Consider the following 23,820-nt stretch of genomic DNA (forward strand, 5'->3'; position numbering starts at 1 on the left):
CAGATTACTCGCGAGTAGGCCCTGATCGTCCCGCCGCTGGATGTCGAGAACCCGTGCATCGCTCCGACCGTTGGATACCACCGACCGCAGGAGGAACGAACATGGAACCCGTCAAGACCGAGAAGCTGTCCGTCCCCGGCGCGACCCTGTATTACGAGGTGCGCGGGAGCGGCCCCGTGCTGCTGCTGATCTGCGGCGGCATCTACGACGCGGAGGGCTTCGCGGGCCTCGCCGACGAGCTCGCGGCCGAGCGCACCGTGGTCACCTTCGACCGGCGCGGCAACTCGCGCAGCGTGCTGACCGGCCGGCCGGCCGAGCTCAGCGTCTCCGAACAGGCCGACGACGCGTACCGGCTGCTGGGCGCGGTCGGCGTCACTGCGGACGAGCCCGCCGACGTGTTCGGCAACAGCTCCGGCGCCGTCATCGCGCTCGAGCTCGCCGCCCGCAATCCGGGCATGCTGCGCACCGTGGTCGCCCACGAACCACCCGTGTTCGAGCTGCTGGCCGACTTCGACCACTGGCGCACCGTGCTGGGTCAGGTCGCCGACGCCTACCGCGAGGGCGGCGCCGGCCCGGCGATGGGCGTCTTCGGCGGGGCCATGGGCATGCACGGCGAGGGCGACGGTGGCACCCCGCCGTCGCCGGAGTTCGGGGCGCGGATGCAGGCCAACCTGGAGGTGTTCGTGGCGCGGGAGATCGCGCCGGTCGGCGCCTACGTGCCGGACCTCGAAGGCCTGCGCTCCGGCACGGTGCGGATCGTGCCGGCCGTGGGCGCGGCGAGCACGGGGGAGCCGCCCAACCGCGCCGGGCTCGAGCTCGCGGCGCGCCTGGGGACCACGGCCGAGGTGTTCCCCGGCGGCCACGGCGGCTTCGGCGACGCGGCCCCGTTCGCGGCCCGCCTGCGCGAGATCCTCGAGGCCTGATGCGCCGCAAATGCCCTTAGGTTAGGGGCGGGGCGCCCGCCCAAGCCTCACGAGGCGTGCTCCTTCAGGATGCGCTCGGCCACCGCGAGCGGGTCGGCGAGCCTGCCGTCGGCGGGCGCGTCGACCCAGTGTTGCTGGCCGGGGAAGTAGGCGCCCGACGACGCGGCCCGGCGGATGTTCTCCTGCATGCCGGTGTCCATCTGACCGGGGTCGATGTTCGCGACGGTGATCCGCTCGTCGTCGCGGACCTGCGAGGCGACGGCGTCGAAGAAGGTCTCGCCGGCGGCCTTCGTGGTGCAGTACAGCGCCCAGCCGTCGATGATGCGCCGCGCCGCGCCCGAGGAGATGAACAGCAGACGGACCCGGGCCTCTCTCGGCGCGGCGCGCAGGAACGTGTTCGTCAGCACGGCCGGCGCGGTGAGGTTCACCGCGATCGCGTTCGTGATGGCCTCGGTGGTGAGCCGGCCGACCGCGCCGATCGGCTCGACGACGGCAGCGTTGTGGATGAGCACGACCTCGTCGGCGTCGCGCAGGAAGTCGCGGAGGACGTCGTAGTCGGGCAGCCAGTGTGCGTCGGCGAGGTCGGTGGAGAACAGCGTGACGTCGCCGGGGCGCTCGTCGCGCAGCTGTTGCTGTTCCGGGGTGAAGTGGCGGCCGACCGCCATGACGCGATCGCCGCGCGCGCTGGACACATCGAAGAGAGCGGCTCCCAGGCCGCGGGACACTCCAGTGATCACGACGCCTCGCATGCGGTCACTCTATTCCTGTCCGACGGTCATTTATATGGCCCGTGGGCCGGGCGGCGGTGGTCCCTTCGGCGCGCCCGCCGCACCCGGGCACGACTCGCCGAGTTTTGCCGCCACGGCGCCCAGCGTGTCGGCCAGCGCCGCCGTCTGGTCCGGGTCGAGATGATCGAAGATGAGCCGGCGCACATCGGCGACATGGGCTGGGGCGACGCGCTCGACGAACTCCCGGCCGGTGTCGGTGACGCGCGCGATGCTGACCCGGCCGTCGCAGGCGTCGCCGGAGATCTCGACGTATCCGAGATCGACGAGCTTGCGCATGCGGTGGCTCAGCCGGCTCGGTGACATGTTCATCTGCCCGGCGAGGTCGGACAGGCGCATCCCCTCACAGGCGTTGCCCAGCGCCGCGAGTAGCCCGTATTCGACGTGGACCAGGCCGTGCGGGCGGAACGTGCGCTCCAGCTCCGGAAACCCGACGAGCACGACGGCCAGCAGCGACATCCAAGCGCGCCGCTCGGTGTCGTCAAGCCATCGTGCCTCGTCGGTCATGCACTCCATGGTGCCTTGATCTTGCACTACGGGGCCAACCGCCCGTCCGAAAGGCGTCAGAACCGGCCGATCGCGATCACCGCGGCGATGGCACCGAGGATCACGTTGATGCCGATGACGTTGTACTCCTTGGCGCGCACGTGGTCGCCGATCGCGAGCACCATGATGATCGCCAGGCCGACGGCCGCCAGCGGGGTCAGGATCGTGGCGATGCCGGTGGCCCAGGGCAGGATCAGGCCGAGGCCGCCGAGGATCTCCATCACGCCGATGAACTTGATGGTCCCCGGCGTCCGGCGGTTCACCCAGGTCATGTTGCCTGCGAGTTTCTCCTTGGGCTGCGTGGACTTCATGACGCCGGCCAGGATGAACGCCGCGCCGAGCAGGATCTGCAACACCCACAGGAAGATGCTCATGGAATCGTGCTCCCTCATAATTGAAGCTTCAAACTTCTGCGGAGAAGACTGTACGGACGACGAACTTGAAGCGTCAAGTACTCTGGCGAAGTCCCGATCCGCGGGTGAGGGGCGTTCACCCCGCGGGCGTCGACCGTTGGGGCATGGAGACGTTGCAGCGGCAGTCCCGCTGGGTCACCGGCTTCGCCGTGTTCGGCGGCAGCATGATGATCGTCATCGGCATCTTCCAGATCGTGGTCGGGCTGACGGCGATCTTCGAGCGCACCTTCTACATGTTGACCGAGAACTATCTGTTCGGGTTCAACGTCGTCGCCTGGGGCTGGATCCACCTCGCACTGGGCGTGCTGGTGGCGCTCGGCGGCGGCGCCGTGCTCGCCGGGCAGCTGTGGGGGAGGGTGCTCGGCATCGTGCTTGCCTCGCTGAGCGCGGTCGCCAACTTCCTGTTCCTGCCGTACTATCCACTGTGGTCGATGCTGATCATCGCGGCCGACGTGGCGGTCATCTGGGCGCTGACGCGGTATGGCCGCGACGAGGCCGTTCTGCGGTAGAGCTGTGTGGGCCGGCCACATGTGACCGGCCCACGCCCGATGCGACCATGCGGTGATGCACGTCACCACCCATGGGCCCGAGTCGGGCCCACCCGTCCTGCTCATTCACGGCAACTGCTCGTCGTCGGGCTTCTGGGAGCCCCTGGTGCGCCACCTGCCCACGCACTGGCGGATCGCGGCGCCGGACCTGCGCGGATACGGCGACAGCCCCGCCCTCGGCGTCGACGCCACGCGCGGCCTGCGCGACTTCGCCGACGACATCGCGCCACTGCTGTCCGAACTGTCGGGCAGTTCGGGCAGCAAGGTCACCGTGGCCGGCCACTCGATGGGCGGCGGCGTTGCCATGCAGCTGCTGCTGGACCACCCCGAGCGCATCGGGGCGCTGGTGCTGGAGGCGCCGGTCTCGCCGTACGGCTTCGGCGGCACCCGCGACCTGGACGGCACGCCGACCTCGCCCGATCACGCCGGGACGGGCGGCGGCTCCGCGAACCCCGACTTCGTGCGGCTGCTCGGGGCCAAGGACCGCGGCACGGACGAGCAGGCCAGCCCGCTCAACGTCATGCGCGCGTTCTATGCCGCCGCGGGCTTCGACTTCGGCGCGGACGAGGAGCTCCTGCTCGACACGATGCTCTCCACGGCCGTCGGAGAAGATCAATACCCCGGCGACAGTACCGCGAGTGCCAACTGGCCCGGCACCGCGCCCGGCACCCGCGGCGTGCTCAACACCATGTCCCCGCGCTGGCTGGACCTCTCGGGCATCGTGGACGTGCCGGTCAAGCCGCCCGTCGTGTGGATCCGCGGCGACCAGGACGCGATCGTCTCCGACGGCTCGTTCTTCGACCTGGCGCAGCTCGGCAAGCTCGGCCTGGTCCCTGGCTGGCCCGGCGAGGACGAGTGCCCGCCCCAGCCGATGGTCGGGCAGACAAGGGCGGTGCTGCAGCGGTACGCCGAGAAGGGCGGCTCGTTCCGCGAGATCGTCTACGAGGGCGTCGGACACAGCCCGCACATCGAGCGCCCGGAGGACTTCGCGGCGGTCCTGCGGGAGGTCGTCGGCTCCTGATGCGTCCGGCCGCGGCGTGCGGCACAGTGGTCCGTGTGGATCCGACCGACAGTGGCGGCCTGGTCTCGCTGATCGCCGCCGTCGCCGTCGTGGCCGGCGTCTTCGGCGTCGTCGTCCCGATGCTGCCCGGCCTGCTGCTGTGCTGGGCCGGCGTGCTGGTGTGGGCGGTCTTCGGCGGCCACGGCACCACCGGCTGGGCGGTCGGCATCGCCGCGACCGTCGTGCTGGCGCTGGGCCTCGCCGCGAAGTACCTGGTCCCGGGCCGCGACCTCAAGCGCGCCGGGGTCTCCAACCTCACCCTGCTGCTCGGCGGCGTGTGCGCCATCGTCGGGTTCTTCGTCATCCCGGTCGTCGGCCTGGTCGTGGGCTTCGTGCTGGGCGTGTTGCTGGTGGAACTGGCCCGCCACCGTGACGGCGCGCTCGCCTGGCGAACCACCAAGCACGCCCTCAGGGCCGCCGGCGTGTCGATGCTCATCGAGCTTGCCACCGCGCTGCTCATCGCCGGCGTGTGGCTGGCGGGCGTGTACGCGGCCTCCTGACCCTCGCCTTCATCCCATCGATCCTTCACCCGAGCGAAAATGTCGTACCCCTCTGGCAGAGTGACGGAATGGAGATCGGTCGGCACATCGACGCTCTGGAGCGCGCCGGGCTGGATTTCGTCGACGCCGCGGAGAAGGCCGGGTTCGACGCCCAGGTCCCGACCTGCCCCGAGTGGACGGTCCGCGAGCTGGTCCAGCACGTCGGCTACGTGCACCGCTGGGCGGCCACCTATGTCCGCGACTGCCGCACCGCGGTCCTGTCCGACGAGGAGGAAGAGGAGGCCGTCGGCCCGATGCCGCCGGATGACTCCCTCATCGACTGGTTCCGGACCGGCCACACCGACCTCGTCGACCTGCTGCGCGCCGCCCCGCCCGACACTTCCTGCTGGCACTTCCTGCCCGCCGAGTCCCCGCTGAGCTTCTGGGCCCGCCGCCAGGCCCACGAGACCACCATCCACCGCGCCGACCTGCAGGGCGCGATCGGCGACATCGCCGGCGTCGACGCCGACCTGGGCATCGACGGCATCGACGAGCTGCTGATGGGCTTCTACGGCTCCCGGGGCGGCCGCCTGCGCTGCGACACCCCGTGCACCCTGGCCGTCCACGTGACGGACGGCGCCCAGGCCGAGGGCCCCCACTCCTGGACCGTGACCATGTCCCCGACCGGCGCCACGATCGTGCGGGGCGCCCCGTCCCCCACCGACTGCACCCTGCGCGGCCCGGCCGGCGCCCTGTATCTGGCCCTGTGGAACCGCCGGACCACCACAGACCTGGACGTCCACGGCGACGAGTCCGTCCTGTCCGTCTGGCGCGCAAAGGCCACGATCCGCTGGACCTGACCCGGCTCGCGCGCCGCATGGGCTCGCGCCGCATGGGCTCGCGCGTCGCTTCGACGAGCCGTCCGTTGCGTGAAGGTCCGGTTCGCCTCCCGGGATGGGAGGACTACCTGAGCCGGCAGCAGGACCGGCAGATGCTCAGGCGGGTGAACCTGCTGATCGAGGACGTCCGCCGCAACGGCCCCGAGGGCATCGGCAAGCCCGAGCAGTTGCTCGGCATCGTTCAATGTCGATGCCGCCACGATTGGCCTCGGTCATGGGCGTCCGGTCAGGCGGTGGCCGTCCGGCCACGGGTTACCGGGAAACCAGATCCTGCCCCGCACGACGCTGGATGATACTGCCAGGGCCACACGACGTCGGCCCCGCGCGTGCCGGCGCCCTGCGCCGCCTCGCGTGCGTGCGCGGTCGTCGTGGCCGGGGTAGCGGGATATCCCACAGGATGAGGAATCGATGCACCGGTTCATGGCAGACTCGCCGGTAACTTGAGCGGTCGTTAGGGAGGGTCGTGCGATGGGGCGCGATTTTGCATCCGTGGGCGTGGTCGGCCTCGGCACGATGGGCGCCGGCATCGTCGAGGTCTTCGCTCGCAACGGGGTCGACGTCACGGCCGTCGAGATCAGCGACGGTGCCCTGCACCGCGGGGAGGAGACGCTGCGCGGGTCCGTCGAGCGGGCCGTGCGCAAGGGCAAGCTCTCCGAGGACGAGCGCGACGCCCTGCTGGAGCGGGTGACGTTCGCCGTGGGGCTGGACGCCCTGCACTCGGCGGACCTCGTCATCGAGGCCGTGCCTGAGCACCTGGACCTCAAGCAGCGGATCTTCGCCGAGCTCGACCGGGTGTGCAAGCCCGAGGCCATTCTCGCCACCAACACCTCGAGCCTGTCGGTCACCGAGATCTCGGTGGCGACCGGGCGGCCCAACCAGGTCGTCGGCATGCACTTCTTCAACCCTGCGCCGATCATGAAGCTGGTCGAGGTGGTGCGTACCGTCGTCACGGCCGAGGACGTCGTCACCGACATCGAGGCGCTGTGCGCGCGGCTGGGCAAGGTCGACGTCACGATCGGCGACCGGGCCGGGTTCATCGCCAACGCGCTGCTGTTCGGGTACCTCAACCAGGCCGTCTCCATGGTCGAGTCGAAGTACGCCGGCCGCGAGGACATCGACGCCGCCATGAAGCTCGGGTGCGGGCTGCCCATGGGGCCGCTCGCGCTCATGGACCTCATCGGGCTCGACACCGCCTACGAGATCCTCGACACCATGTACCGCCGGGGCGGGCGCGACCGCCGCCACGCGCCCGTGCCGCTCATCAAGCAGATGGTCACCGCCGGCCTGCTCGGGCGGAAGTCCGGGCGCGGCTTCTACACGTACGAGAAACCCGGCTCGCCGGTCGTGGTGCCCGACGAGGCCACGCCGCGGTCCGGCGCCGAGCCCGCGGCCGCCCCGCGCACCGTCGCCAAGGTCGGCGTCGTCGGCTCCGGGACCATGGCCACCGGCATCATCGAGGTCTTCGCCAGGGCGGGCTTCGAGGTGGTGTCCGTGACGCGCGGCGCCGAGCAGTCCGGGCGCACCTGTGAGGCGCTGAAGACCTCGCTGAACAAGGGCGTCGTGCGCGGCAAGCTGTCCGAGGCCGACCGGGACGCGACGCTGGGCCGGGTCACCTGGTCCGCGACGATCGAGCACCTCTCCGACGTCGACCTCGTCGTCGAGGCGGTCGTCGAGGAGCTGTCGGTCAAGAAGGCGCTGTTCGCCTCGCTCGACGAGATCTGCAAGCCGGGCGTGGTGCTGGCCACGACCACGTCGAGCCTGCCGGTCATCGAGCTCGCCGTCGCGACCGAGCGCCCCGCCGACGTCGTGGGCCTGCACTTCTTCAACCCGGCGCCGGTCATGGGGCTGGTCGAGGTCGTGCGCACGATCCGCACGTCCGAGACGACGGTGGCCACGGCGACCGCGGTGTGCAACACCCTGGCCAAGCACCCGGTGGTGTGCGCCGACCGGTCCGGGTTCGTGGTCAACGCGCTGCTGTTCCCGTACCTCAACGACGCCGTCAAGATGGTCGAGGCCTCCTACTCCACCGCCGACGACATCGACTACGCGATGAAGCTCGGCTGCGGCTACCCGATGGGCCCGTTCGAGCTGCTCGACGTCGTGGGCCTGGACGTCTCGCTGGCCATCCAGCGGGAGCTCTACCTCGAGCTTCGCGAGCCCGGCTTCGCCCCCGCGCCCCTCCTGGAGCACCTGGTGACGGCCGGCTACCTGGGCCGCAAGGTGGGCCGCGGCTTCCACGACTATTCGAGGCGCTGAGCCGGTTCGTTAGTCTTGAAACCGTGTCCCCTCGGCGCAACCACCCCAAGCGCGACGACGCGCCGCCGCCGCTCGATCTCGACCGGATCAAGCGGGGCGTCGGCGCCGTGCAGGCGTGGAGCGACGGCGAGTGGCAGGTGCGCAACATTCCCGCCGGGGCCGCGACGAAGGCGTACCGCTGCCCCGGCTGCGACCAGGAGATCTCCCAGGGCGTCCCGCACCTGGTGGCCTGGCCGGCCGACGAGCGCGGCGACCTGACCGACCGCCGCCACTGGCACACCGGCTGCTGGCGCGCGCGGGATCGTCGCGCCCCGAACATCCAGCGCGGCCGCGGCGCCCCGCACTACGGCTGAGCCGCCGAAAGGCCGCACACCGAAGTCAGGCCAACGACTGCGGCGTTTCCTGCGAGGACCGCGGTGGCTACGCGGGGGCGGAAGCCGGGGCGTCCACCGTGGACAGCCACCCGGACCGTTCCTGCCAGGCCGTGCGCCACGGTTCTTGCGCCACCGAGCGGATCAGCGCGGCCGCGCTCAGCAGCCAGCCCGCGGCGCGGGCCCGCCCCGGCGTCCAGTGCCGGTGCGCGAACGCCATCCGCGAGGCCAGCCCGCCGATCGTGACCGGCCGGGCGGCCACCGGCGGCGTCAGGGACACCATTTGCGCGTCCGGGACGAGGACGGGGCGCGCGCCGAGGGCGCGGGCGCGCAGCGACAGATCGGCGGCCGGCAGGCGCTCGTCGAAGCCGCCGAGCGCGTCCCAGAGGCCCCGCTCGACGAGCAGCATCCGCGGCGTGAGCGCCGGGACCTCGCCGCCGATCGCGCGGTCGAGCCGCGGCAGCCGTTCGGGATCGAAGGGCAGCCCGGCCGCCAGGCAGGCCGTGCCCCACAGCGAGGGTGCGCCCTGCACCGTGCGCCCGTCGTCCGCGCCGCCGCGCAGCGTCCGGCCGGCGTAGAGGCGGTACGACGGATTCCCGCCCGCGTATTCCACCAGCGTGCGGATCGCGTCGCCGACCGGCTCCAGGCCCGGGTCGAGGAACAGCAGCCACGGCGCGCGGGCCTTTTCCGCGCCCAGGTTGGCCGCCGCGAGCGGTGGCACGGGCGGGTCCCGGTGCACCAGCGAGACCTCGCGGAACGCATACCGCACCGCCGCCGCGGTGTTGTCGGCCGACCCGTTGTCCACGACGATCATCTCGGTCGGCACCTCGGTGCCCGCCTGCAGCGCGGCCAGGCCCTTGAGCAGGCCCTCCCGGGAGTTCTGCGCGACGGAGACGATACTGACGACGGGTGCTGTCCTACTACTCACGAGCTGCTCCCACGGCTGCTCAGTGCGGGCTGAAGCTCCCCGGATAGTACCGGTGGCGAGGGTGAATGAGCCGAAAGTACCGAGAGAAGTCCGCCATCAGGCCGGTCGCGATCCCGACCAACGGGCCTTGCGGGCTGCGAAAACGCAGAATCTGGACACGAAGTCGACTCGGGTCCGGCTGCCGCCACCTGGCCACACGCTGCTATCCTCCCCTCGGCGGCGCAGGAAAGCCCGGCCAGCAATTTGTGCCCATGCATTCAAACATCCCTTGGTCCATTGCGCTCCCGGTCGTTTCGGCGAGTGACTGGGAAACAAGGCCGCGGTGCAAAGAGCCGAATGCTGTCGGGGGTAGCGGCTTGACGGTGGCGCTCGGGTTAAGTCGATGCGGTGCGTGACGGTCGTCGAACGGACGGTGATCATGGCGATGCCTCTGGTGATCAACCGTTCTGCCTGGCCGGAGGGGTTCTGTGCCATCGCTGCTCGTCACTTTGCGATCTTTAAGTCCAGCATAGAACTCTATTAAGGCGACGCAGCGTGAGTATCCCGGGAGTTTGCCGTGGAGGGCGAACAGCGATCGGGTTTCCGGCGTGGCGTCTTGTCCTTTTTTCCCTTATTGGACGGCGGTTCGGGCGAAGGTCCAGCACCCGTGGTGTCAATAGCACCTTCAGGCACGTCGGGAATGCGGCACGGCGGTACCGGCTATGCGACTTCCTCGGTACCTTACGGCCGGGGTTCGACCGCGCACCGGCAGTCGCGGCGGCGGACGCCACCACATTTCACCTTCGATAAGTGGATTTGAGCAGCACGTAAGGGGGTTGGGATGGTTCTGGCGGATTCGGCCACGGTCGAGACCGCGGTGATGGCGGCGTTCCCGGGAGTCCAGCGGCGCCGGCTCAGGTCGACCGGGCGCAACCTGCTCGTCGCCTTCCTCGGCGACGTGCTGGGGGTGACGATCGCCATCACGACCGTCGTACTGTTCATGGCCGCCGACCTGATGGGCGGAGCGTTCGTCGCGCCGGGGGAGGGCGTGCCGCCCGCGTATTCCGTCACCGGCTTCGGGCTGTTCTGGCTGCTGCTGCTCGCGGGCAGCAGGATGTACGACCGCTGGTTCCTGGAGAACCGCACCGGCATGATCTACCGGACCATCCGCGCCGCCGTCCTCGCCGTCGCCGTCCTCGCGCCGGTGTGCGTGCTGTTCGACATGCTGTACCTGCTCAGGCCGGTGATCGTGGCCGTGCCGGTGGCCGCGGCGCTGACCATCGCCGGGCGCTACACGACGCTGCAGATCCTGCGCACCGTGCAGCGCGAGTACGTCCGCCAGCGCACGCTCGTCATCGGCCCCGCCGACTCGGTCGTCGGGCTGCTGACCGCGCTCAGCCGCGACCGGTCCTACGGCCTGCGGGTGGCCGGCGCCTGCATCACCGACCTCGACGAGGCGCGCAAGATCACCGCGCACTCCATCCCGGTGTACGGCGACCTGAAGGACGTCGCCGGCACCGCGCTCGGCGCCGGCTGTACCGCGGTGCTCGTGGCGCTGCCGCTGGAGATGGACCCGTACCGGATGCGCCGTCTGGCCTGGGAGCTGTCCGACAACGACATCGAGCTGCTCGTCGCGCCGGCGCTGCCGGAGGTCGCGCCCGAGCGGGTCGCGGTGCTGCCCAGCGGCGGCGGGCCGCTGCTGCACGTGCGCGCCCCGGTCCTCACCGGCCCGCAGCGCGCGGTGAAGAACGTGCTCGACCGGCTCCTGGCCGCGATCCTGCTGGTCCTGGCCGGGCCGTTCATGCTCGTCGTCGCGTTCCTCATCCGCGCGACCACGCCGGGCCCCGCGCTGTTCCGCCAGCCCCGCGCCGGCATCAACGGCAGGGAGTTCACCTGCTTCAAGTTCCGCACCATGGTCAAGGACGCCGACAAGAAGCGGGACGAGATCGCGCACCTCAACCAGCACACCGAGGGCCTGCTGTTCAAGATGAAGCGGGACCCGCGCGTGACGAAGGTGGGCGCGCTCCTGCGGCGCACCTCGCTCGACGAACTGCCGCAGCTGCTCAACGTCATCAACGGCACCATGTCGATGGTGGGCCCACGCCCGCCGCTGATGTCCGAGGTGGCCGGCTACGACGAGGACGTGCGGCGCCGCCTGCTGGTCAAGCCCGGCATGACCGGCCTGTGGCAGGTCAGCGGTCGCTCGGAGCTGTCCTGGCAGGAGTCGGTGCGGCTCGACCTCAACTACGTCGACAACTGGTCCCCGCTGCTCGACCTGCGCATCCTCGGCCGCACCGTCAGCGCCGTCGTCCGCGGCACCGGCGCCTACTGAGCGACCGCCCACATCCCCGAGACGAGCAACGCCCCGGCAAGGACTGCCGGGGCGTTTCCCATGAGGAAGGCTTCAGCGCAGCTTGTTCACGATCGGCGCGACCGCGGCGGCGTTAGCGCCCAGATGGATCTCCGTGATGCCGGTCGTCTCGCGCAGCTCCAGCAGCGCCTCGGCGCAGCGCCCCACGTCGCCGTTGAGGACCAGGGGCGACTTGTCGTACGCCCCGTCCGGCAGCCAGCCGAGCAGCCCCGACGTCCAGTGGTGCTCAGCGCCGCCGCCCTGCAGCCGCACGTCGAGCATGTTGACCTGCAGGCGCAGATCGCCGGGGTCGCGCCCGGCCGCGACCGCCGCGTCGCGGATGATGTCCACCTTGGCGGACAGGCCATCCAAGCTGAGCTCGTGCCGGATCCTGTCGATCGAGAGGTCCCGGCTGAGTCGCGGGTTGATGTTCACGATGTCGGCGGACCGGGCCGCGAGCTCCAGCATGCGCCGGCCGCCGCCGCCGACCAGGATCGGCGGGTGCGGCTGCTGGACGGGCTGCGGCGCGCCGACCAGGTCCCTGACCTGGAAGTGCTCGCCGGTGAACTCGACCCGTTCCCCGCCGAACAGGCCCTTGAGGACCGCGATCGACTCGGTGAGCCGCGCGATGCGCACCGGCGCCGGATCGAACGGCATGCCGGAGACCTCGTAGTCGATGAGCCGGTATCCCGCCCCCAGGCCGAGGGTCACTCGCCCGTCCGAGAGCAGGTCGAGGTTGCTGATGGAACGGTGCAGGTGCACCGGGTGGTAGAAGTCGTTGCACAGCACTCCGGTGGCCACCCGCAGGTCCGTGGTGGCCGCCGCGGCGCTCGCCATCGTCAGCATCGGATCCATAGACCAGCCGTCGCCGAGGTGGTCGGCGACGGTCACGGTGTGGAACCCGAGATCCTCGATCTGGCGAACCCGGCCCCGCCACGCGTCGAGCGGCCGGCGCAGGACCGGCATCGTGACGATGAAATGAAACGGGCGTGTTTGCGCGGTCACTTGACCCCCCAAAAATGGTCGTGGCCGACGGACGTCCGCTGCAGAACCTAACTGGTACCCTCTTCAACGAAAAGAGGCGTCATAAATCTGTCATATTTCTCGGGATGCGGATTCTAGTTGCGTAGAGTACGCGCGTCCCGAGTCGGATAACAGTCGGAGTGCGGGTATGCGTGGTCTGGCGGCAGCTGCCGGTGTCATGGCGGTCCGGCCCATCGGGCGGGCGCCTAAATGCCGGATTCCGCATTTTCCGTGAGTTTTGGCGGGAAGACTGGCGGCGGCCGCCCCGAGGGTTCACCGGCGAGGCGACCGGGCGCCGCCGGTCACGGCCCGTGCGCGGCTCACGACGGCCGGAGTCGGCCCAGCGCAGGGAGATCCGGGCAAGTTCGAAGGTCTGTTCGGTAGGGATAGGGCCGCGGCGTGCCGCGGACAGCTGACGGAGGCGGTCTGACGTGCAAACGCAATCATCCATCCAGGCGGAACCGGTGGACCTACGTTCCGGCGATCTGGTCGAGGTGCGGAGTCCCGACGAGATTCTCGCCACACTCGACGAGCGCGGCGAACTCGAGGCTCTGCCATTCATGCCGGAAATGCTGCAGTACTGCGGAAAGCGTTTCCGTGTGTACAAATCGGCACACAAGACGTGCGACACCATGACGCGGTCGGGCATGCGGAAAATGGAGAACGCGGTTCACCTTTCCGGTGTGCGCTGCGACGGCGGCGGGCACGGCGGCTGCCAGGCCGGATGCATGATCTTCTGGAAGCACGCGTGGCTGCGCAAGGTCAGCGACGCTGAGCCGGCCGCCCCGACGCCCGAGGCTCCGGCCGGCGTCCGGCTGCTGCCGCTGATCACCGAAAACGCCCAGGGCCCCGCCTTCGAGGACGGCGCCGAGCGCTTCCGGTGCCAGACCACCGAGTTGCTGCGCGCCGCCCCGACCGTGCTGCCGCTGAAGGACCTCGGCCAGTTCAGCAAGGACATGCACACCGGAAACTTCGGCTTGAGCTGGACCGTGCGCGCCTTCGGCGTGGGCGTCTACAACCGCTTCCAGCGGGCCAGCAACAAGCGGCTGCCGCGCTGGGCCCGGATCCGGGGCGGCAAGGAGTGGGGCTACCTGCGCGGCAAGGCGAGCGGCAAGACCCCCGACGCCCGCACCGGCCTGCAGCCCGGCGACCTGGTGCGGATCAGGTCCCGCGAGGAGATCGAGCCGACGCTCAACTCCGACCTGCTCAACCGCGGTATGGGCTTCGACGCCGAGATGGCCCGGTTCCTCGGGCGCACCGCGCGGGTGCTGCGCCGGGTCGACCACATCATCGACGAGAACACCGGCCGGATGATCTACATGAAGAGCCCGTGCCTCGTGCTCGAGGGCGTCATCTGCGAGGGCGCGTTCAACGCGAACTGCCCGCGGGCCATCACGCCGTACTGGCGCGAGATCTGGCTCGAGAAGATCGAGGAGGGCGACGGCCGGGAGGAGCGGAAGGTCCCCGTCCAGACCGCGGCCGGCTGACCGCGGGGTCGCCACGGACCGTGACGATCGTGGCCGCCGCGCCCGGCGCGGCGGCCACGCGTGTTCAAGAAACCGTCACATGAACCAGCGGGTCGTGGACGTGCGGATCGTGCGCGCCGGGTGCGTCAGGCGCCAGACGGTCCCGCACAGCCCGCACATCAGCGCCAGCGTCATCACGTAGGTGCTGTAGCTCAGGCTCATCGAGTCGAACGTGGCCGCCACCATCAGCGCGATCAGCTGGGTCGAGATGAGCGCCGCGCACAGGTGCTTGTCCGCCTGCTCGGTCGCGCGGCGGAAGGCCAGACCGGCGAGCGTGATGCCGGTGATGTGCAGCGCGGCGATGACCGCGGCGCCGACGAACCCGGTGCTCAGCAGCGTGATCAGCCACTGGTTGTCCATGACCTGGTACTGCGGGGGCACCCACGTCCCCGTGCCGCGCCCGAACCACGGGCGCTGGGCGATGTAGTGGAACGCCATCGGGTAGCGCTCGGTCCGCGCGTTGATCGACGAGTTGTCCGACGGGTTGTCGAACAGCGTGAAGATCGTGCGCACGAGCCCGCCGCTGGCCGCGCCGAGCCCGGCCAGCAGGCCGGCGGCCATGACCAGGACGTTGAACCGGGTCCGCCACTTCCACACCGGGACGAGCACCAGCAGCGTGATCCCGAGCGCCAGGATGCCGGTGCGCGAGACGGTGGCGGCCACGCCGGCGGCGATCACGAAGCATGCGATCGCCGAGGCCCGGCGCCGCTGCGGCGTGCCGGCGAAGAGCGCGAAGTGGATGGCGAAGGGCAGCACCATCGCCAGGAACGCGGCCAGCTCGATGTAGTGCGTGGTGGTGCTCGCGACGCGGATGCCGCTGCCGCGGACCTCGAACCCGAGTGCCTCGGTCTTCACCTGCAGGCCCGGGATGTTGAGGTACAGCGTGTAGTCGACCTTGGTCACGTACTGCAGGAGGCCGATCGCCGCGACGACCGCCGCGCAGGCCACCACGACCTTGAGTACGCCGCGCATGCGGATCCAGTTGGGCACGCCGTCGGAGGCGGTGAGCAGGATGCCCGAGAAGACGCTGAGGTACAGCATCATCCGGTCGGCGGCGTTGGACTCCATGGTCGTGAGCCCGCGCATGAACCCGATGGCGTAGGAGATCAGCGCCGACACGAGGAAGACCATCAGCGCCCAGCGCATCGGCTGGGGACCGGTCATCGACAGCGTCGTGGTGAACCGCGCGAGCACCCACCACACGAACAGCGCCAGGCCGACCACCAGGCCGGGCCGGCCCACGTCGGTCATGCCGGGCACGATGAGTCGTGCCGGGATGACGGTGATGAGGAACATCGTGACGCTCAGCAGCGCCGCCGCGTCGATGCGCGTGACGCGGCGGCGGGAGACGTAGGTCTTGCCGGAGACGTACGAGGGCTCGAGGTCTGCGGAGATGTATTCCTCAGTCGCGATCGTCACCGGGTGCTCCGGTCGGCATCAGTTGGTCGTGCCACGCTTCGCCGAGGCCGGGCGGGGCGGCATCGCGGCGAGCGGGATGACCACGGTCGACTCGGCGTCGGGCACGATGATCGCTGTCTCATCGGCCCTGCGCTCGATCCTCTCGCCCATGGGGCCGGGCGTCGCGCCTGGGCGCTGGTACTCGACGGTGAGGCCGTGCTGGTCGGCGCCGGTGACGATCGGCAGGCCCCGGTCGACGTGCTTGCCCGGCGCGACGGTGCCGGCGCGGGCCTGGATCGGCGTGGTCGTCGCGGTGTCCTCAGCCTCCGCGCCCGGCTTGCCGCCCTTCTTGCGGCGGCGCAGCCACGCGTCGACGGCGATCGTCGTGCCGGCGGTGAGCAGGAGACCGGCCGCCGCGACGGCGACCAGCGCGCGCTTGACCTTCGAGGTGGACTTCTTGACGTTGCCACCGGCGTCGAGCCGGTTGGCGGTGATCATGATTTCCTTCTTGGTCACGCCGTTCTCGTTCTGCAGCCGCTTGACGCTGTCGGTGTACTTGGTGACCAGCGCGTCGACCGTGTCCTTCGCCTGCGCCTTGGAGTTGCCGGTGACCTCGAACGTGATCAGGGGGGTGCTCTGGCCCATCGTGACCGTGAACGTGTCGCTGTAGTGGAGGCGCTTGAACTCGTCGACGACGGTCTGGTCCTGCACCTGCACGATCGCGGCGTTGCCGAGCGTCTGCAGGCCCTGCCCGATCCACTGGTTCTGCTGGTCGGGGCTGATCGCGCCGGGCTGGCTCTGGCCGGCGTTGGGCGGCACCAGCTGGACGTAGGCGGTGGCGACGTAGTCCGGCTTCACCTGGCTCATCGTGACGGCGGTGATGGCCACGGACAGCAGCAGCAACGGCAGCGCGATCCGCCAGCGTCGGACCAGCAGCTTCGTGATGTCCCAGAAGTCCAACGTCGTCCTCTCGATGACCGCCTGGTGCAGCCCCGCGCGCGCCGGCGCATCCAGTCTCCGGTGGCACTGACCGAAGGGCAAGGACGGGTCGCGCAACTGTCACGAGGGCGGGCCGCGTGCCGACACCTTACTGGCCCGGAGCCTCGCAGCGAACTCCAGAACAGCTGAAGAAAAGCTGAAAAACCTACGCATGTCCGGTAGTCGACAATACCTCTGCCCGATCTACCGATGCAGGGGCACACGCGACGCAGTCAGTATCTCGTCGTCCCTTGGCGGGGGTGGCGGCACGTGACAGAGACGAGGCGTGTTTCGCGGGCAGGGGCAAAGGACAATTCGGGGAGGAACCGTCGGAATGCCGACCTCGGTCGTCAACATCACCGTGCACGGAATCGGCCCTACGTCCCGCACCCTCGATCCCGGCGAAGAGAACACCTGGGTCAGTGTCGGGCAGTTCGAGCGGGCCCTCGACGCGGCGGTGGGCCGGGACGACGTGCGGATCACCTTCGACGACGGCAACGCCTCCGACCTGGAGATCGGGCTGCCGCGCCTGGTCGAGCGGGGCCTGAAGGCGCACTTCTTCGTGCTGGCGGGCGAGTTCGGCAAGCCGGGGCGGCTCGACGTGGACGGCGTGCGCGAACTGCTGCGGGCCGGCATGTCCGTCGGCTCGCACGGCTGGGCGCACCGCGACTGGCGCAAGCTCACCGACGCCGAGGCCGAGCGGGAGATCGGGGAGGCCAACCGCGTCATCGGCGAGATCACCGGGGAGCCCGTGAAGGAGGTCGCGATCCCCTTCGGCTCCTACGACCGCGTGGTGCTCACCCGGCTGCGCCGGGCCGGCATGCGGCTGGTCTACACCAGCGACGGCGGCCGGGCCCGCACCGGGCAGTGGCTGCAGGCGCGCAACAGCCTCCGGCACGACCTCGACGACGCATGGGTGCAGCAGGTGTTCAACGGCAAGGCTTCACCGATCGTGCAGGCGCGACGGGTCGTCGCGCGTCGCGTCAAACAACTACGTGGGGCATCGTGAACGATTTCCAGCAGCCGGCCCGGCACCGGGTCGCCATCGTGATCGTCACCTACAACAGCGGGGGCGTGCTCGGCGGTTGCCTGGCCTCGCTGCTGCCGTCCGACGGCGTGGACATCGCGGCCGTCGTCGTGGTCGACAACAACTCCAAGGACGACTCCGTCGCGGTCGCCCTGGCCGCCGCGGACAGCCTGCCGGTCCGCAGCGTGCAGACCGGCCGCAACGCCGGCTACGCGGCCGCGATCAACGCCGGCCTCGCGGCGCTGGCCGAGGAGAAGTACGACGCGCTGTGGGTGATGAACCCCGACGTGCGCATGCGCCCCGACACGCTCGCCGTCCTCGCCGACGCGCTCAAGGAGCCCGGCCGGGGCATGACCGTGCCGTTGATGCTCAACTCCGACGGCTCGCTGCAGCCGTCCCTGCGCCGGATGCCGACCGTGGGCCGGGCGCTCGTCGAGGCCGTCATCGGCGGCGACCGCGCGGGCCGCATCGGCAAGCTCGGTGAGCTCATCACCGACCCGAAGGAGTACGAGAAGGCCGGCGAGTTCGCCTGGGCGACCGGCGCGGCCCTGCTCATCTCGGCCGAGGTGGTCCGCGAGCTCGGCGACTGGGACGAGTCGTTCGTGCTCTACAGCGAGGAGACCGAGTACATGCTGCGCGCGCGGGACCGCGGCTGGACGCTGTGGTACGAGCCGAGCGCGGTCGTCGAGCACATCGGCGGCGACTCGGGCGTCAACCCGACGCTCGCGGCGCTGCTCACCGTGAACAAGGTCAAGCTGTTCCGCCGGCGCCGCGGGCGGGCCGCCGGCTCGGCGTACTACGCCGCGGTGCTGCTCGGCGAGTCGATGCGCGCGGCCACCGGCCGGCGCATCGCGCGCGCCTCGGTCGCCGCCCTCATGCACCCGTCCAACCCGCCGCGGCTGGCGGACTGAGCATGGCCCGGACGGCACTGGAGCCGGTCGCGTTCGACCGGCTCACCGACGCGCACCTCGACGCATGGCACAAGCTGCGTGACGTCAACCCGATGCTCGACAGCCCGTACTTCCACCCCGGTTTCGCCGCCGCCGTGCACGCGAGCGGCCGCCCGGTGCAGGTGTACGTCGGGCGCGGCGAGACCGGCGAGATCGAGAGCCTTTTCCCCGTGCAGCGCGACGGCGCCCTGCTGCGCCCGGTCGGCTGGCCGGGCGCGGACTTCCAGGGCCCGATCCTGGCGCCGGGCGCCGCCTACCCGGTGGCCGGCCTGCTCACCGGCGGCGTGACGGCGCTGGAGTTCGACCACCTGCTGCCCATGGCCGAGGACTTCGCGCCGTGGACCGAGACGACCCGGCCGTCGCCGTTCGTCGACACGACCGGCGGCCTCGACGGGTACCTCGCCCGCGCCTCGAAGTCCGGCAAGGACAACATGGGCCAGGCGCGCCGCCGCGCGGCCAAGGCCGAGCGCGAGATCGGCCCGGTGCGCTTCGCCGCCGACGTCGTCGACGACGAGGCGCTGGCGCAGGTCGTGCAGCTCAAGCGGGCGCAGTACGCGGCCACCGGCGCCCGGGACTACTTCGCCGAGCCGGACCGGGTGCGGCTGCTCACCGACCTGCTGCACACCCGAGGCACCGACTTCGCGGGCATCCTGTCCACCCTGCACGCCGGGCCGCACCTGCTGGCCGCCCACTTCGGCATCCGTTCCGGTGGCGTCCTGCACTGGTGGTTCCCGGTGTACGATCCCGAGCACGCCGGGCTGGCGCCGGGCTGGATGCTCCTGCGCGAGCTGGTCCTGGCCGCACCGCAGCTCGGCTTCACCCGGATCGACCTGGGCCGCGGCGACGACGAGTACAAGCGGCGCGCCAAGACCGGCGAGACCCTCGTCGGTCAGGGCATCGTGACCCGGAGCAACGCCCGGCGCGCCGTGCGGCGGGCCCGCGAATCCCTCGTGGCGGCGGCGAAGGCGTCGCCCCTCGGCCCGCACCTGCGGCGGGTGGTGCGCAGGCTGCGCGCCGCCAAGCGGTAGTGCACCACACCCCTGGAGGCGTCAGCATGGCCGGTAGAAGAGCCCTCATTCTGGTCGAGAACCTTTCGGTGCCGTTCGACCGGCGCGTGTGGCAGGAGAGCCTCGCGCTGCGCGACGCCGGCTGGGAGGTCGACGTCATCTGCCCGCAGGGCACGAAGCGCGACACCGAGCCCTATGCCGAGATCGACTCGATCAGGATCCACCGGTATCCGCTCGACGCCGCGACCGGCGGCCCGCTGGGCTACGCCAAGGAGTACTCCGCGGCGCTGCGGCACACGCTGCGGCTGGCCAAGAAGGTCGGCCCGGTCGACGTCGTGCACGCGTGCAACCCGCCGGACATCCTGTACATCGTGGCCAAGCGGCTGCGCAAGCACGGCACCCGGTTCATCTTCGACCAGCACGACCTGGTGCCGGAGCTGTACCTGTCCCGCTTCAACCGGGGCAAGGACCTGCTCTACCGGGCCGTGCTGCGGGCCGAGCGGGCCACGTACGACGCCGCCGACGTGGTCATCGCGACCAACGAGAGCTACCGCCAGGCCGCGCTGACCCGCGGCGGCAAGCGCCCGGAGGACGTGTTCGTCGTGCGCAGCGCGCCCGTGGTCGAGCGCTTCCACCACGTGCCGCCGGACGAGTCCATCAAGCGCGGCAAGCCCTACCTGCTGTGCTACCTCGGCGTGATGGGGCCGCAGGACGGCGTCGACTACGCGCTGCGGGCCCTGGCGAAGCTGCGCGACGAGGTCGGGCGCACCGACTGGCACGCCGCGTTCGTCGGCGCCGGCGACACGTTCGACCAGATGCGGGAGCTGGCCGTCGAGCTCGGGCTCGGCGAGTCGGTCACGTTCACCGGCCGCATCCCGGACGAGGACCTGCTGCGGTACCTCTCCACCGCCGACGTCTGCCTGTCGCCGGACCCGCTGAACCCGCTCAACGACGTGTCCACCATGAACAAGATCATGGAGTACATGGCGATGGCCAAGCCGATCGTCTCGTTCGAGCTGCGCGAGGCGCGGGTCTCGGCGGGCGACGCGGCGCTCTACGCGCCGGCCAACGACGAGTCGGAGTTCGCGAAGCTGGTCTCGTACCTGCTCGACAACCCCGATGAGCGCAAGCGCATGGGCGAGCTGGGCCAGGAGCGCGTCAGCGGCCCGCTGTCGTGGGAGAACTCGAAGGTCGCGCTGATCGCCGCCTACGAGGCCGCCTACGCCAAGGGCGCCGGCGGCCGCGGTGCGTCAATCCCCGCTCAGCGCAGCGGTGCGGGTGCTGGCGTCGCTGCCCCAGGCGTTGTCATCCCGGCGCAGCCGGCTCACGGCGCGGTCGAGGACCAGCACGCTCAGGTAGGCCGTGGCGTCCACGGGGCTGACCGTGCGGCGGCGGACCAGCCGCACCAGGGAGCCCAGGCTGAGCGAGGCTTCGCCGGAGCTCCCAGAGCCACCCCTGAGCGCGGCGAGCTGCCGGTTGCCGCGCCGGACCCGGACCCGTCGGTTGAGGTGCGCGGCGACGGTGCGGGCCGGACGTACCAGTGACCGGGCGTCGGCGACCACCGCGCGCTCGTGCGGGGCGAAGCTGGCGTGCACCCAGCCGTCGTCCGAGATCACGTCGGGCATCGGGAAGACCCGCGCGTGGCCCGCTTCGGTGAGCACGTAGACGCCGGCGCCGGCCAGCGCGCGGGAGGGCGCCATCATCCGGTCGTGCACCCGGTGCACGCGCCGGATGAGCCGCCCGACCTGCGCCAGGTCGAGCTCGGGAACGGGGGAGCAGGCCAGCACGCCGGGGCGGGCGCACGCCTCGACGAGCGCGCGCACCGAGCCGGCGGTCAGCTCGACGTCGGCGTCGAGGTAGATGCGGGGGAAGGTCAGGCACGCCTCGTCGCCGAGGCGCAGCGCCGGCACCTTCCCGGGGACCGGCGACTCGATGACCCGCACGCCCGGCACCGACGCGGCCACCTCGGCCGTGCGGTCGGTGCAGGCGTTCGGAACGACGATGACGTCGAACTCGCCGGGCGAGGTACCCTCCAGCAGCCGGGCGAGGTTCTTGCCGATCACCGAGGCCTCGTTGTGGGCCGGAATGACGATGCTGACCAACGGTGTGACCACCGGAGAACCACCTCTCGTAGGCCGATGCCTCCCAGGCCGATGCACAGGATAGCCGCCGCGCGGCCGACACCGATCGGAGTGCTTCGCCCATGACGGAACTCGCCCGGCCAGTCGCCGAACCATTCGCCGAACCACTCGGCGAACCGGCCGCCGAACCGGCCGGAGCCGCCCGGCGCGAGCGTCCCCGCCTCCTCGGCCTCGACGGGATCCGCGGGATCGCCGCACTGGCCGTCATGCTGCACCACTGCTACCTGCTGGCGTTTCCGGGGTACCCGTCGAACAACGGCCCGCTGTGGGCGGCCTGGCTGTTCTACGGGCACCTGGCGGTGGTCGTCTTCATCACGCTGTCCGGCTTCTCGCTCGGCTTCTCGCCGGCCCAGCACGACTGGCAGCTCGGCGGGGGCGCCCGGTTCGCGCACCGCCGCGCCTGGCGCATCCTCCCGCCGTACTGGGCCGCGCTCGTGTTCAGCCTCATCATCGCGTGGACGGTCGTGCCGCAGCCGGACACCCCGGTGCCCAACGGCAAGTCGGTGGTCATCTTCGGGCTGCTGCTGCAGGACGTGTTCGGCTCGGCCTCCCCGAACGGAGCGTTCTGGTCGATCGCGATCGAGGCGCAGCTGTACGTCGTGTTCCCGCTCATGCTGCTCGTCCTGCGCCGCGCCGGGGCGATCGTGCTGCTGACGGCGGTGACGCTGGTGGTCACGACGATCGGGGTGCTGGCGCCGCACGTCTCCGCGGTGCAGCTGCTCATCCGGCTGACCCCGGAGTTCGCCGTGCTCTTCGCGCTGGGCCTGGTCGCCACCGCCGTGCTGCGCGCCGGCGAGCGCGTCCGGCGCCTGCCGTACCACTGGCTCGCCCTCGCCGCGCTGGTCCCGCCCGTCGCGCTCATGGCGGTGCGGGGCTCGGTGTGGACGGCTACGCACTACTACTGGGTCGACCTGGCGTTCGGGCCGGGCGTGGCGCTGCTGCTCGCCGCCGTGGCGACCGGGCGGCCGCGCCTTCTGGTGCGGCTGCTGGACACCCGGCCGCTGCGCTCGCTCGGCTCGTTCTCCTACAGCCTGTACCTCACCCACGCGCCGATCGTCGTGGCCATCCACGCGAAGCTGGTGGAGCCCCACGTGTCCGGCACCGTGCCGACCTTCTGGGCCAACGTCGGGCTGGCCGGGCCCGTGGCGATCGCGTTCGCCTGGAGCTTCTCGCGCTTCTTCGAGCTGCCGTTTCAGCGGTACCGCAGCTGGGGCCCGTTGCGCGCGGCGATCCGCGCGCGGCTGGGCCGCCCGCGGCCGGTGCCCGGGCCGGTCGGCGAGCCCTGACCGGTGCCGGTCGTCTCGGCGCGCCCGAGCACCAGCAGCAGCATCAGCGCCGTCGCGCCGGCCCCGGCCAGCGCGATGGCCCGGCCGGTCAGCAGCGCCGAGCCGCGCGTCGCGTCGGCCCCGGCCCGGGCGTCCAGCGGCCCGACGGCGAGCACCACGGCCGTGGCGGCGAGCGTCACGAGCGTGTAGAGGCCGCCGAGCGCCCACAGCGGCTTCGGGACCGGGCGGGGGACCGGGCGCAGGCCGCCCCGCCCTGCCAGCCATGCGACCGCGGCGCAGCACACCGCGAGCGCGATGAGGTCGCCGCCGATGGTGTCGCTCGGCCGGTGCCAGCTCGCGACGACCGTGGCGACCGCGATGCCGCCGGCGAACAGCGACGAGGCGGCCAGCGCGGCCCAGCGCAGGCGATACGGGACGACCAGCACGAGCGCGCACATCATGGCCATCGCGGTCGCCGTGTGCCCGCTGGGGAAGCTCTGGTCGTCGCGGCGGTAGCCGGAGTGCAGCAGCACCGGCCGCGGCAGCCAGAACTGCAGCACCTCGGTCGCGGCCACGGTGGCGAGGATGACCGCGGCGGCGAGCAGCCCGAGCCGCGGCGCGCGGCGCAGGAACCCGATCGCGACGACCCCGGCGGCCACGACCGCGACCGTCGAGGCGGTCACGATGCTCAGCACGCGCGTCGCCCGCTCTTGCGAGACCGTGCCGGCGCGGGCCTCGGCGGCCGTCAGCACCGCGTCCTCGAAGCGCTGCCCGGGCACCGTGCGCACGGCGAGCAGGTAGACGACGGCGAACAGCAGCACGGAGCCGCCGCCCACGACGGCGGCGCGGAGCACGGCGCGGGTGGCGTCCACGACAGCCATTGTGCCCTGCCGCCGGGGCCGGAGCGGCGAGCACGAAAGCGTTGACGGATAACCGATCGACCTATTGGTCGCCCGGTCGGCGGCCGG

The 23,820-nt window shown here is 71.1% G+C and carries 23 protein-coding genes and 1 pseudogene; 15 read left to right on the forward strand and 9 right to left on the reverse strand.

The window, feature by feature from the left end:
* Window positions 1-101: 101 nt before the first annotated feature.
* A complete protein-coding gene (locus ACGFI8_RS00930; RefSeq protein WP_392798084.1) occupies window positions 102-923 on the forward strand; it encodes an alpha/beta fold hydrolase in 822 nt (273 codons plus the stop codon).
* Between the two features lie 47 nt (window positions 924-970).
* Here ACGFI8_RS00930 and ACGFI8_RS00935 read toward each other — a convergent pair whose 3' ends face one another.
* From ACGFI8_RS00935 to ACGFI8_RS00945, 3 genes are read right to left on the reverse strand one after another with little or no spacing between them, the layout of a single operon-like run.
* Complete coding sequence (locus ACGFI8_RS00935; protein ID WP_392798087.1) at window positions 971-1,672, reverse strand: SDR family NAD(P)-dependent oxidoreductase; 702 nt, start codon at window positions 1,670-1,672, stop codon at window positions 971-973.
* A gap of 30 nt (window positions 1,673-1,702) precedes the next feature.
* Window positions 1,703-2,215: a MarR family winged helix-turn-helix transcriptional regulator gene (locus ACGFI8_RS00940; protein ID WP_392798089.1), complete on the reverse strand. Its 513-nt coding sequence runs from the start codon at window positions 2,213-2,215 to the stop codon at window positions 1,703-1,705.
* A gap of 56 nt (window positions 2,216-2,271) precedes the next feature.
* On the reverse strand, window positions 2,272-2,628 hold the full coding sequence (locus ACGFI8_RS00945) for a DoxX family protein (RefSeq protein WP_392798092.1): 357 nt from the start codon (window positions 2,626-2,628) through the stop codon (window positions 2,272-2,274).
* 143 nt (window positions 2,629-2,771) lie between these two features.
* Here ACGFI8_RS00945 and ACGFI8_RS00950 point away from each other — a divergent pair, with 143 nt between their 5' ends.
* The 7 genes from ACGFI8_RS00950 (at window position 2,772) to ACGFI8_RS00980 (ending at window position 8,262) form a co-directional block, all read left to right on the forward strand.
* Window positions 2,772-3,176: a hypothetical protein gene (locus ACGFI8_RS00950; protein WP_392798095.1), complete on the forward strand. Its 405-nt coding sequence runs from the start codon at window positions 2,772-2,774 to the stop codon at window positions 3,174-3,176.
* Window positions 3,177-3,231: 55 nt separating this feature from the next.
* On the forward strand, window positions 3,232-4,236 hold the full coding sequence (locus ACGFI8_RS00955; protein ID WP_392798098.1) for an alpha/beta fold hydrolase: 1,005 nt from the start codon (window positions 3,232-3,234) through the stop codon (window positions 4,234-4,236).
* 35 nt (window positions 4,237-4,271) lie between these two features.
* Window positions 4,272-4,775 (forward strand): DUF456 domain-containing protein, encoded by a 504-nt coding sequence (locus ACGFI8_RS00960; RefSeq protein WP_392798101.1) that lies wholly within the window; start codon window positions 4,272-4,274, stop codon window positions 4,773-4,775.
* Window positions 4,776-4,843: 68 nt separating this feature from the next.
* A complete protein-coding gene (locus ACGFI8_RS00965; protein ID WP_392798104.1) occupies window positions 4,844-5,614 on the forward strand; it encodes a maleylpyruvate isomerase family mycothiol-dependent enzyme in 771 nt (256 codons plus the stop codon).
* 143 nt (window positions 5,615-5,757) lie between these two features.
* Window positions 5,758-5,946 (forward strand): hypothetical protein, encoded by a 189-nt coding sequence (locus ACGFI8_RS00970; RefSeq protein ID WP_392798107.1) that lies wholly within the window; start codon window positions 5,758-5,760, stop codon window positions 5,944-5,946.
* A 175-nt stretch (window positions 5,947-6,121) separates the two neighbouring features.
* Window positions 6,122-7,909 (forward strand): 3-hydroxyacyl-CoA dehydrogenase family protein, encoded by a 1,788-nt coding sequence (locus ACGFI8_RS00975; protein ID WP_392798109.1) that lies wholly within the window; start codon window positions 6,122-6,124, stop codon window positions 7,907-7,909.
* A gap of 23 nt (window positions 7,910-7,932) precedes the next feature.
* The gene (locus ACGFI8_RS00980; protein WP_392798112.1) at window positions 7,933-8,262 is read left to right on the forward strand and encodes a hypothetical protein; all 330 of its coding nucleotides are present in this window, start codon (window positions 7,933-7,935) and stop codon (window positions 8,260-8,262) included.
* 67 nt (window positions 8,263-8,329) lie between these two features.
* Here ACGFI8_RS00980 and ACGFI8_RS00985 read toward each other — a convergent pair whose 3' ends face one another.
* Window positions 8,330-9,208: a glycosyltransferase family 2 protein gene (locus ACGFI8_RS00985; protein WP_392798115.1), complete on the reverse strand. Its 879-nt coding sequence runs from the start codon at window positions 9,206-9,208 to the stop codon at window positions 8,330-8,332.
* A gap of 820 nt (window positions 9,209-10,028) precedes the next feature.
* On the opposite strand from ACGFI8_RS00985, the gene ACGFI8_RS00990 reads away from it, so the two are divergent.
* A complete protein-coding gene (locus tag ACGFI8_RS00990) occupies window positions 10,029-11,519 on the forward strand; it encodes a sugar transferase (RefSeq protein ID WP_392798118.1) in 1,491 nt (496 codons plus the stop codon).
* Window positions 11,520-11,591: 72 nt separating this feature from the next.
* On the opposite strand, the gene ACGFI8_RS00995 is transcribed toward ACGFI8_RS00990, so the two are convergent.
* Window positions 11,592-12,503: a TIGR03621 family F420-dependent LLM class oxidoreductase gene (locus ACGFI8_RS00995; protein WP_392798121.1), complete on the reverse strand. Its 912-nt coding sequence runs from the start codon at window positions 12,501-12,503 to the stop codon at window positions 11,592-11,594.
* A gap of 713 nt (window positions 12,504-13,216) precedes the next feature.
* On the opposite strand from ACGFI8_RS00995, the gene ACGFI8_RS01000 reads away from it, so the two are divergent.
* Window positions 13,217-14,047, forward strand: a complete 831-nt coding sequence (locus ACGFI8_RS01000) for a hypothetical protein (protein WP_392798123.1) — start codon at window positions 13,217-13,219, stop codon at window positions 14,045-14,047.
* Window positions 14,048-14,122: 75 nt separating this feature from the next.
* Here ACGFI8_RS01000 and ACGFI8_RS01005 read toward each other — a convergent pair whose 3' ends face one another.
* Together ACGFI8_RS01005 and ACGFI8_RS01010 are read right to left on the reverse strand one after the other, a co-directional pair.
* Window positions 14,123-15,505: an O-antigen ligase family protein gene (locus tag ACGFI8_RS01005; RefSeq protein ID WP_392798125.1), complete on the reverse strand. Its 1,383-nt coding sequence runs from the start codon at window positions 15,503-15,505 to the stop codon at window positions 14,123-14,125.
* Between the two features lie 18 nt (window positions 15,506-15,523).
* Entirely contained in the window at window positions 15,524-16,444 is a 921-nt protein-coding gene (locus ACGFI8_RS01010; RefSeq protein WP_392798127.1) for a hypothetical protein, read from the reverse strand.
* A 352-nt stretch (window positions 16,445-16,796) separates the two neighbouring features.
* Between ACGFI8_RS01010 and ACGFI8_RS01015 the strand changes: the two genes are divergently transcribed.
* The 4 genes from ACGFI8_RS01015 to ACGFI8_RS01030 are packed head-to-tail and all read left to right on the forward strand — an operon-like array spanning window position 16,797 to window position 20,990.
* The gene (locus tag ACGFI8_RS01015) at window positions 16,797-17,471 is read left to right on the forward strand and encodes a polysaccharide deacetylase family protein (protein WP_392798130.1); all 675 of its coding nucleotides are present in this window, start codon (window positions 16,797-16,799) and stop codon (window positions 17,469-17,471) included.
* A complete protein-coding gene (locus tag ACGFI8_RS01020; protein ID WP_392798133.1) occupies window positions 17,468-18,400 on the forward strand; it encodes a glycosyltransferase family 2 protein in 933 nt (310 codons plus the stop codon). Before ACGFI8_RS01015 ends, ACGFI8_RS01020 begins: the two co-directional genes overlap by 4 nt.
* A 2-nt stretch (window positions 18,401-18,402) precedes the next feature.
* Entirely contained in the window at window positions 18,403-19,467 is a 1,065-nt protein-coding gene (locus tag ACGFI8_RS01025) for a GNAT family N-acetyltransferase (RefSeq protein ID WP_392798136.1), read from the forward strand.
* A 26-nt stretch (window positions 19,468-19,493) separates the two neighbouring features.
* Window positions 19,494-20,990, forward strand: a complete 1,497-nt coding sequence (locus tag ACGFI8_RS01030; RefSeq protein WP_392798139.1) for a glycosyltransferase family 4 protein — start codon at window positions 19,494-19,496, stop codon at window positions 20,988-20,990.
* A gap of 252 nt (window positions 20,991-21,242) precedes the next feature.
* On the opposite strand, the pseudogene ACGFI8_RS01035 reads toward ACGFI8_RS01030, so the two are convergent.
* Window positions 21,243-21,683 (reverse strand): annotated as a pseudogene (locus ACGFI8_RS01035) (glycosyltransferase); the annotation flags it as partial.
* Between ACGFI8_RS01035 and ACGFI8_RS01040 the strand changes: the two are divergent.
* Window positions 21,650-22,873, forward strand: coding sequence for an acyltransferase family protein (locus ACGFI8_RS01040; RefSeq protein WP_392798141.1), 1,224 nt, complete (start codon window positions 21,650-21,652; stop codon window positions 22,871-22,873). The pseudogene ACGFI8_RS01035 and the gene ACGFI8_RS01040 sit on opposite strands and share 34 nt — an antisense overlap.
* On the opposite strand, the gene ACGFI8_RS01045 is transcribed toward ACGFI8_RS01040, so the two are convergent.
* Window positions 22,780-23,724, reverse strand: coding sequence for a phosphatase PAP2 family protein (locus tag ACGFI8_RS01045; protein WP_392798144.1), 945 nt, complete (start codon window positions 23,722-23,724; stop codon window positions 22,780-22,782). The two genes, ACGFI8_RS01040 and ACGFI8_RS01045, sit on opposite strands and share 94 nt — an antisense overlap.
* Window positions 23,725-23,820: the final 96 nt, after the last annotated feature.

This window comes from Dactylosporangium sp. NPDC048998 (assembly GCF_043197855.1).
Lineage (GTDB): Bacteria > Actinomycetota > Actinomycetes > Mycobacteriales > Micromonosporaceae > Dactylosporangium.

Coding starts and splice junctions, on each gene's coding strand:
- ACGFI8_RS00930 (WP_392798084.1), top strand. CDS start 102: ATGGAACCCGTCAAGACCGAGAAGCTGTCCGTCCCCGGCGCGACCCTG.
- ACGFI8_RS00935 (WP_392798087.1), bottom strand. CDS start 1,672: ATGCGAGGCGTCGTGATCACTGGAGTGTCCCGCGGCCTGGGAGCCGCT.
- ACGFI8_RS00940 (WP_392798089.1), bottom strand. CDS start 2,215: ATGACCGACGAGGCACGATGGCTTGACGACACCGAGCGGCGCGCTTGG.
- ACGFI8_RS00945 (WP_392798092.1), bottom strand. CDS start 2,628: ATGAGCATCTTCCTGTGGGTGTTGCAGATCCTGCTCGGCGCGGCGTTC.
- ACGFI8_RS00950 (WP_392798095.1), top strand. CDS start 2,772: ATGGAGACGTTGCAGCGGCAGTCCCGCTGGGTCACCGGCTTCGCCGTG.
- ACGFI8_RS00955 (WP_392798098.1), top strand. CDS start 3,232: ATGCACGTCACCACCCATGGGCCCGAGTCGGGCCCACCCGTCCTGCTC.
- ACGFI8_RS00965 (WP_392798104.1), top strand. CDS start 4,844: ATGGAGATCGGTCGGCACATCGACGCTCTGGAGCGCGCCGGGCTGGAT.
- ACGFI8_RS00975 (WP_392798109.1), top strand. CDS start 6,122: ATGGGGCGCGATTTTGCATCCGTGGGCGTGGTCGGCCTCGGCACGATG.
- ACGFI8_RS00990 (WP_392798118.1), top strand. CDS start 10,029: ATGGTTCTGGCGGATTCGGCCACGGTCGAGACCGCGGTGATGGCGGCG.
- ACGFI8_RS00995 (WP_392798121.1), bottom strand. CDS start 12,503: ATGCCGGTCCTGCGCCGGCCGCTCGACGCGTGGCGGGGCCGGGTTCGC.
- ACGFI8_RS01000 (WP_392798123.1), top strand. CDS start 13,217: ATGGAGAACGCGGTTCACCTTTCCGGTGTGCGCTGCGACGGCGGCGGG.
- ACGFI8_RS01015 (WP_392798130.1), top strand. CDS start 16,797: ATGCCGACCTCGGTCGTCAACATCACCGTGCACGGAATCGGCCCTACG.
- ACGFI8_RS01025 (WP_392798136.1), top strand. CDS start 18,403: ATGGCCCGGACGGCACTGGAGCCGGTCGCGTTCGACCGGCTCACCGAC.
- ACGFI8_RS01030 (WP_392798139.1), top strand. CDS start 19,494: ATGGCCGGTAGAAGAGCCCTCATTCTGGTCGAGAACCTTTCGGTGCCG.
- ACGFI8_RS01040 (WP_392798141.1), top strand. CDS start 21,650: ATGACGGAACTCGCCCGGCCAGTCGCCGAACCATTCGCCGAACCACTC.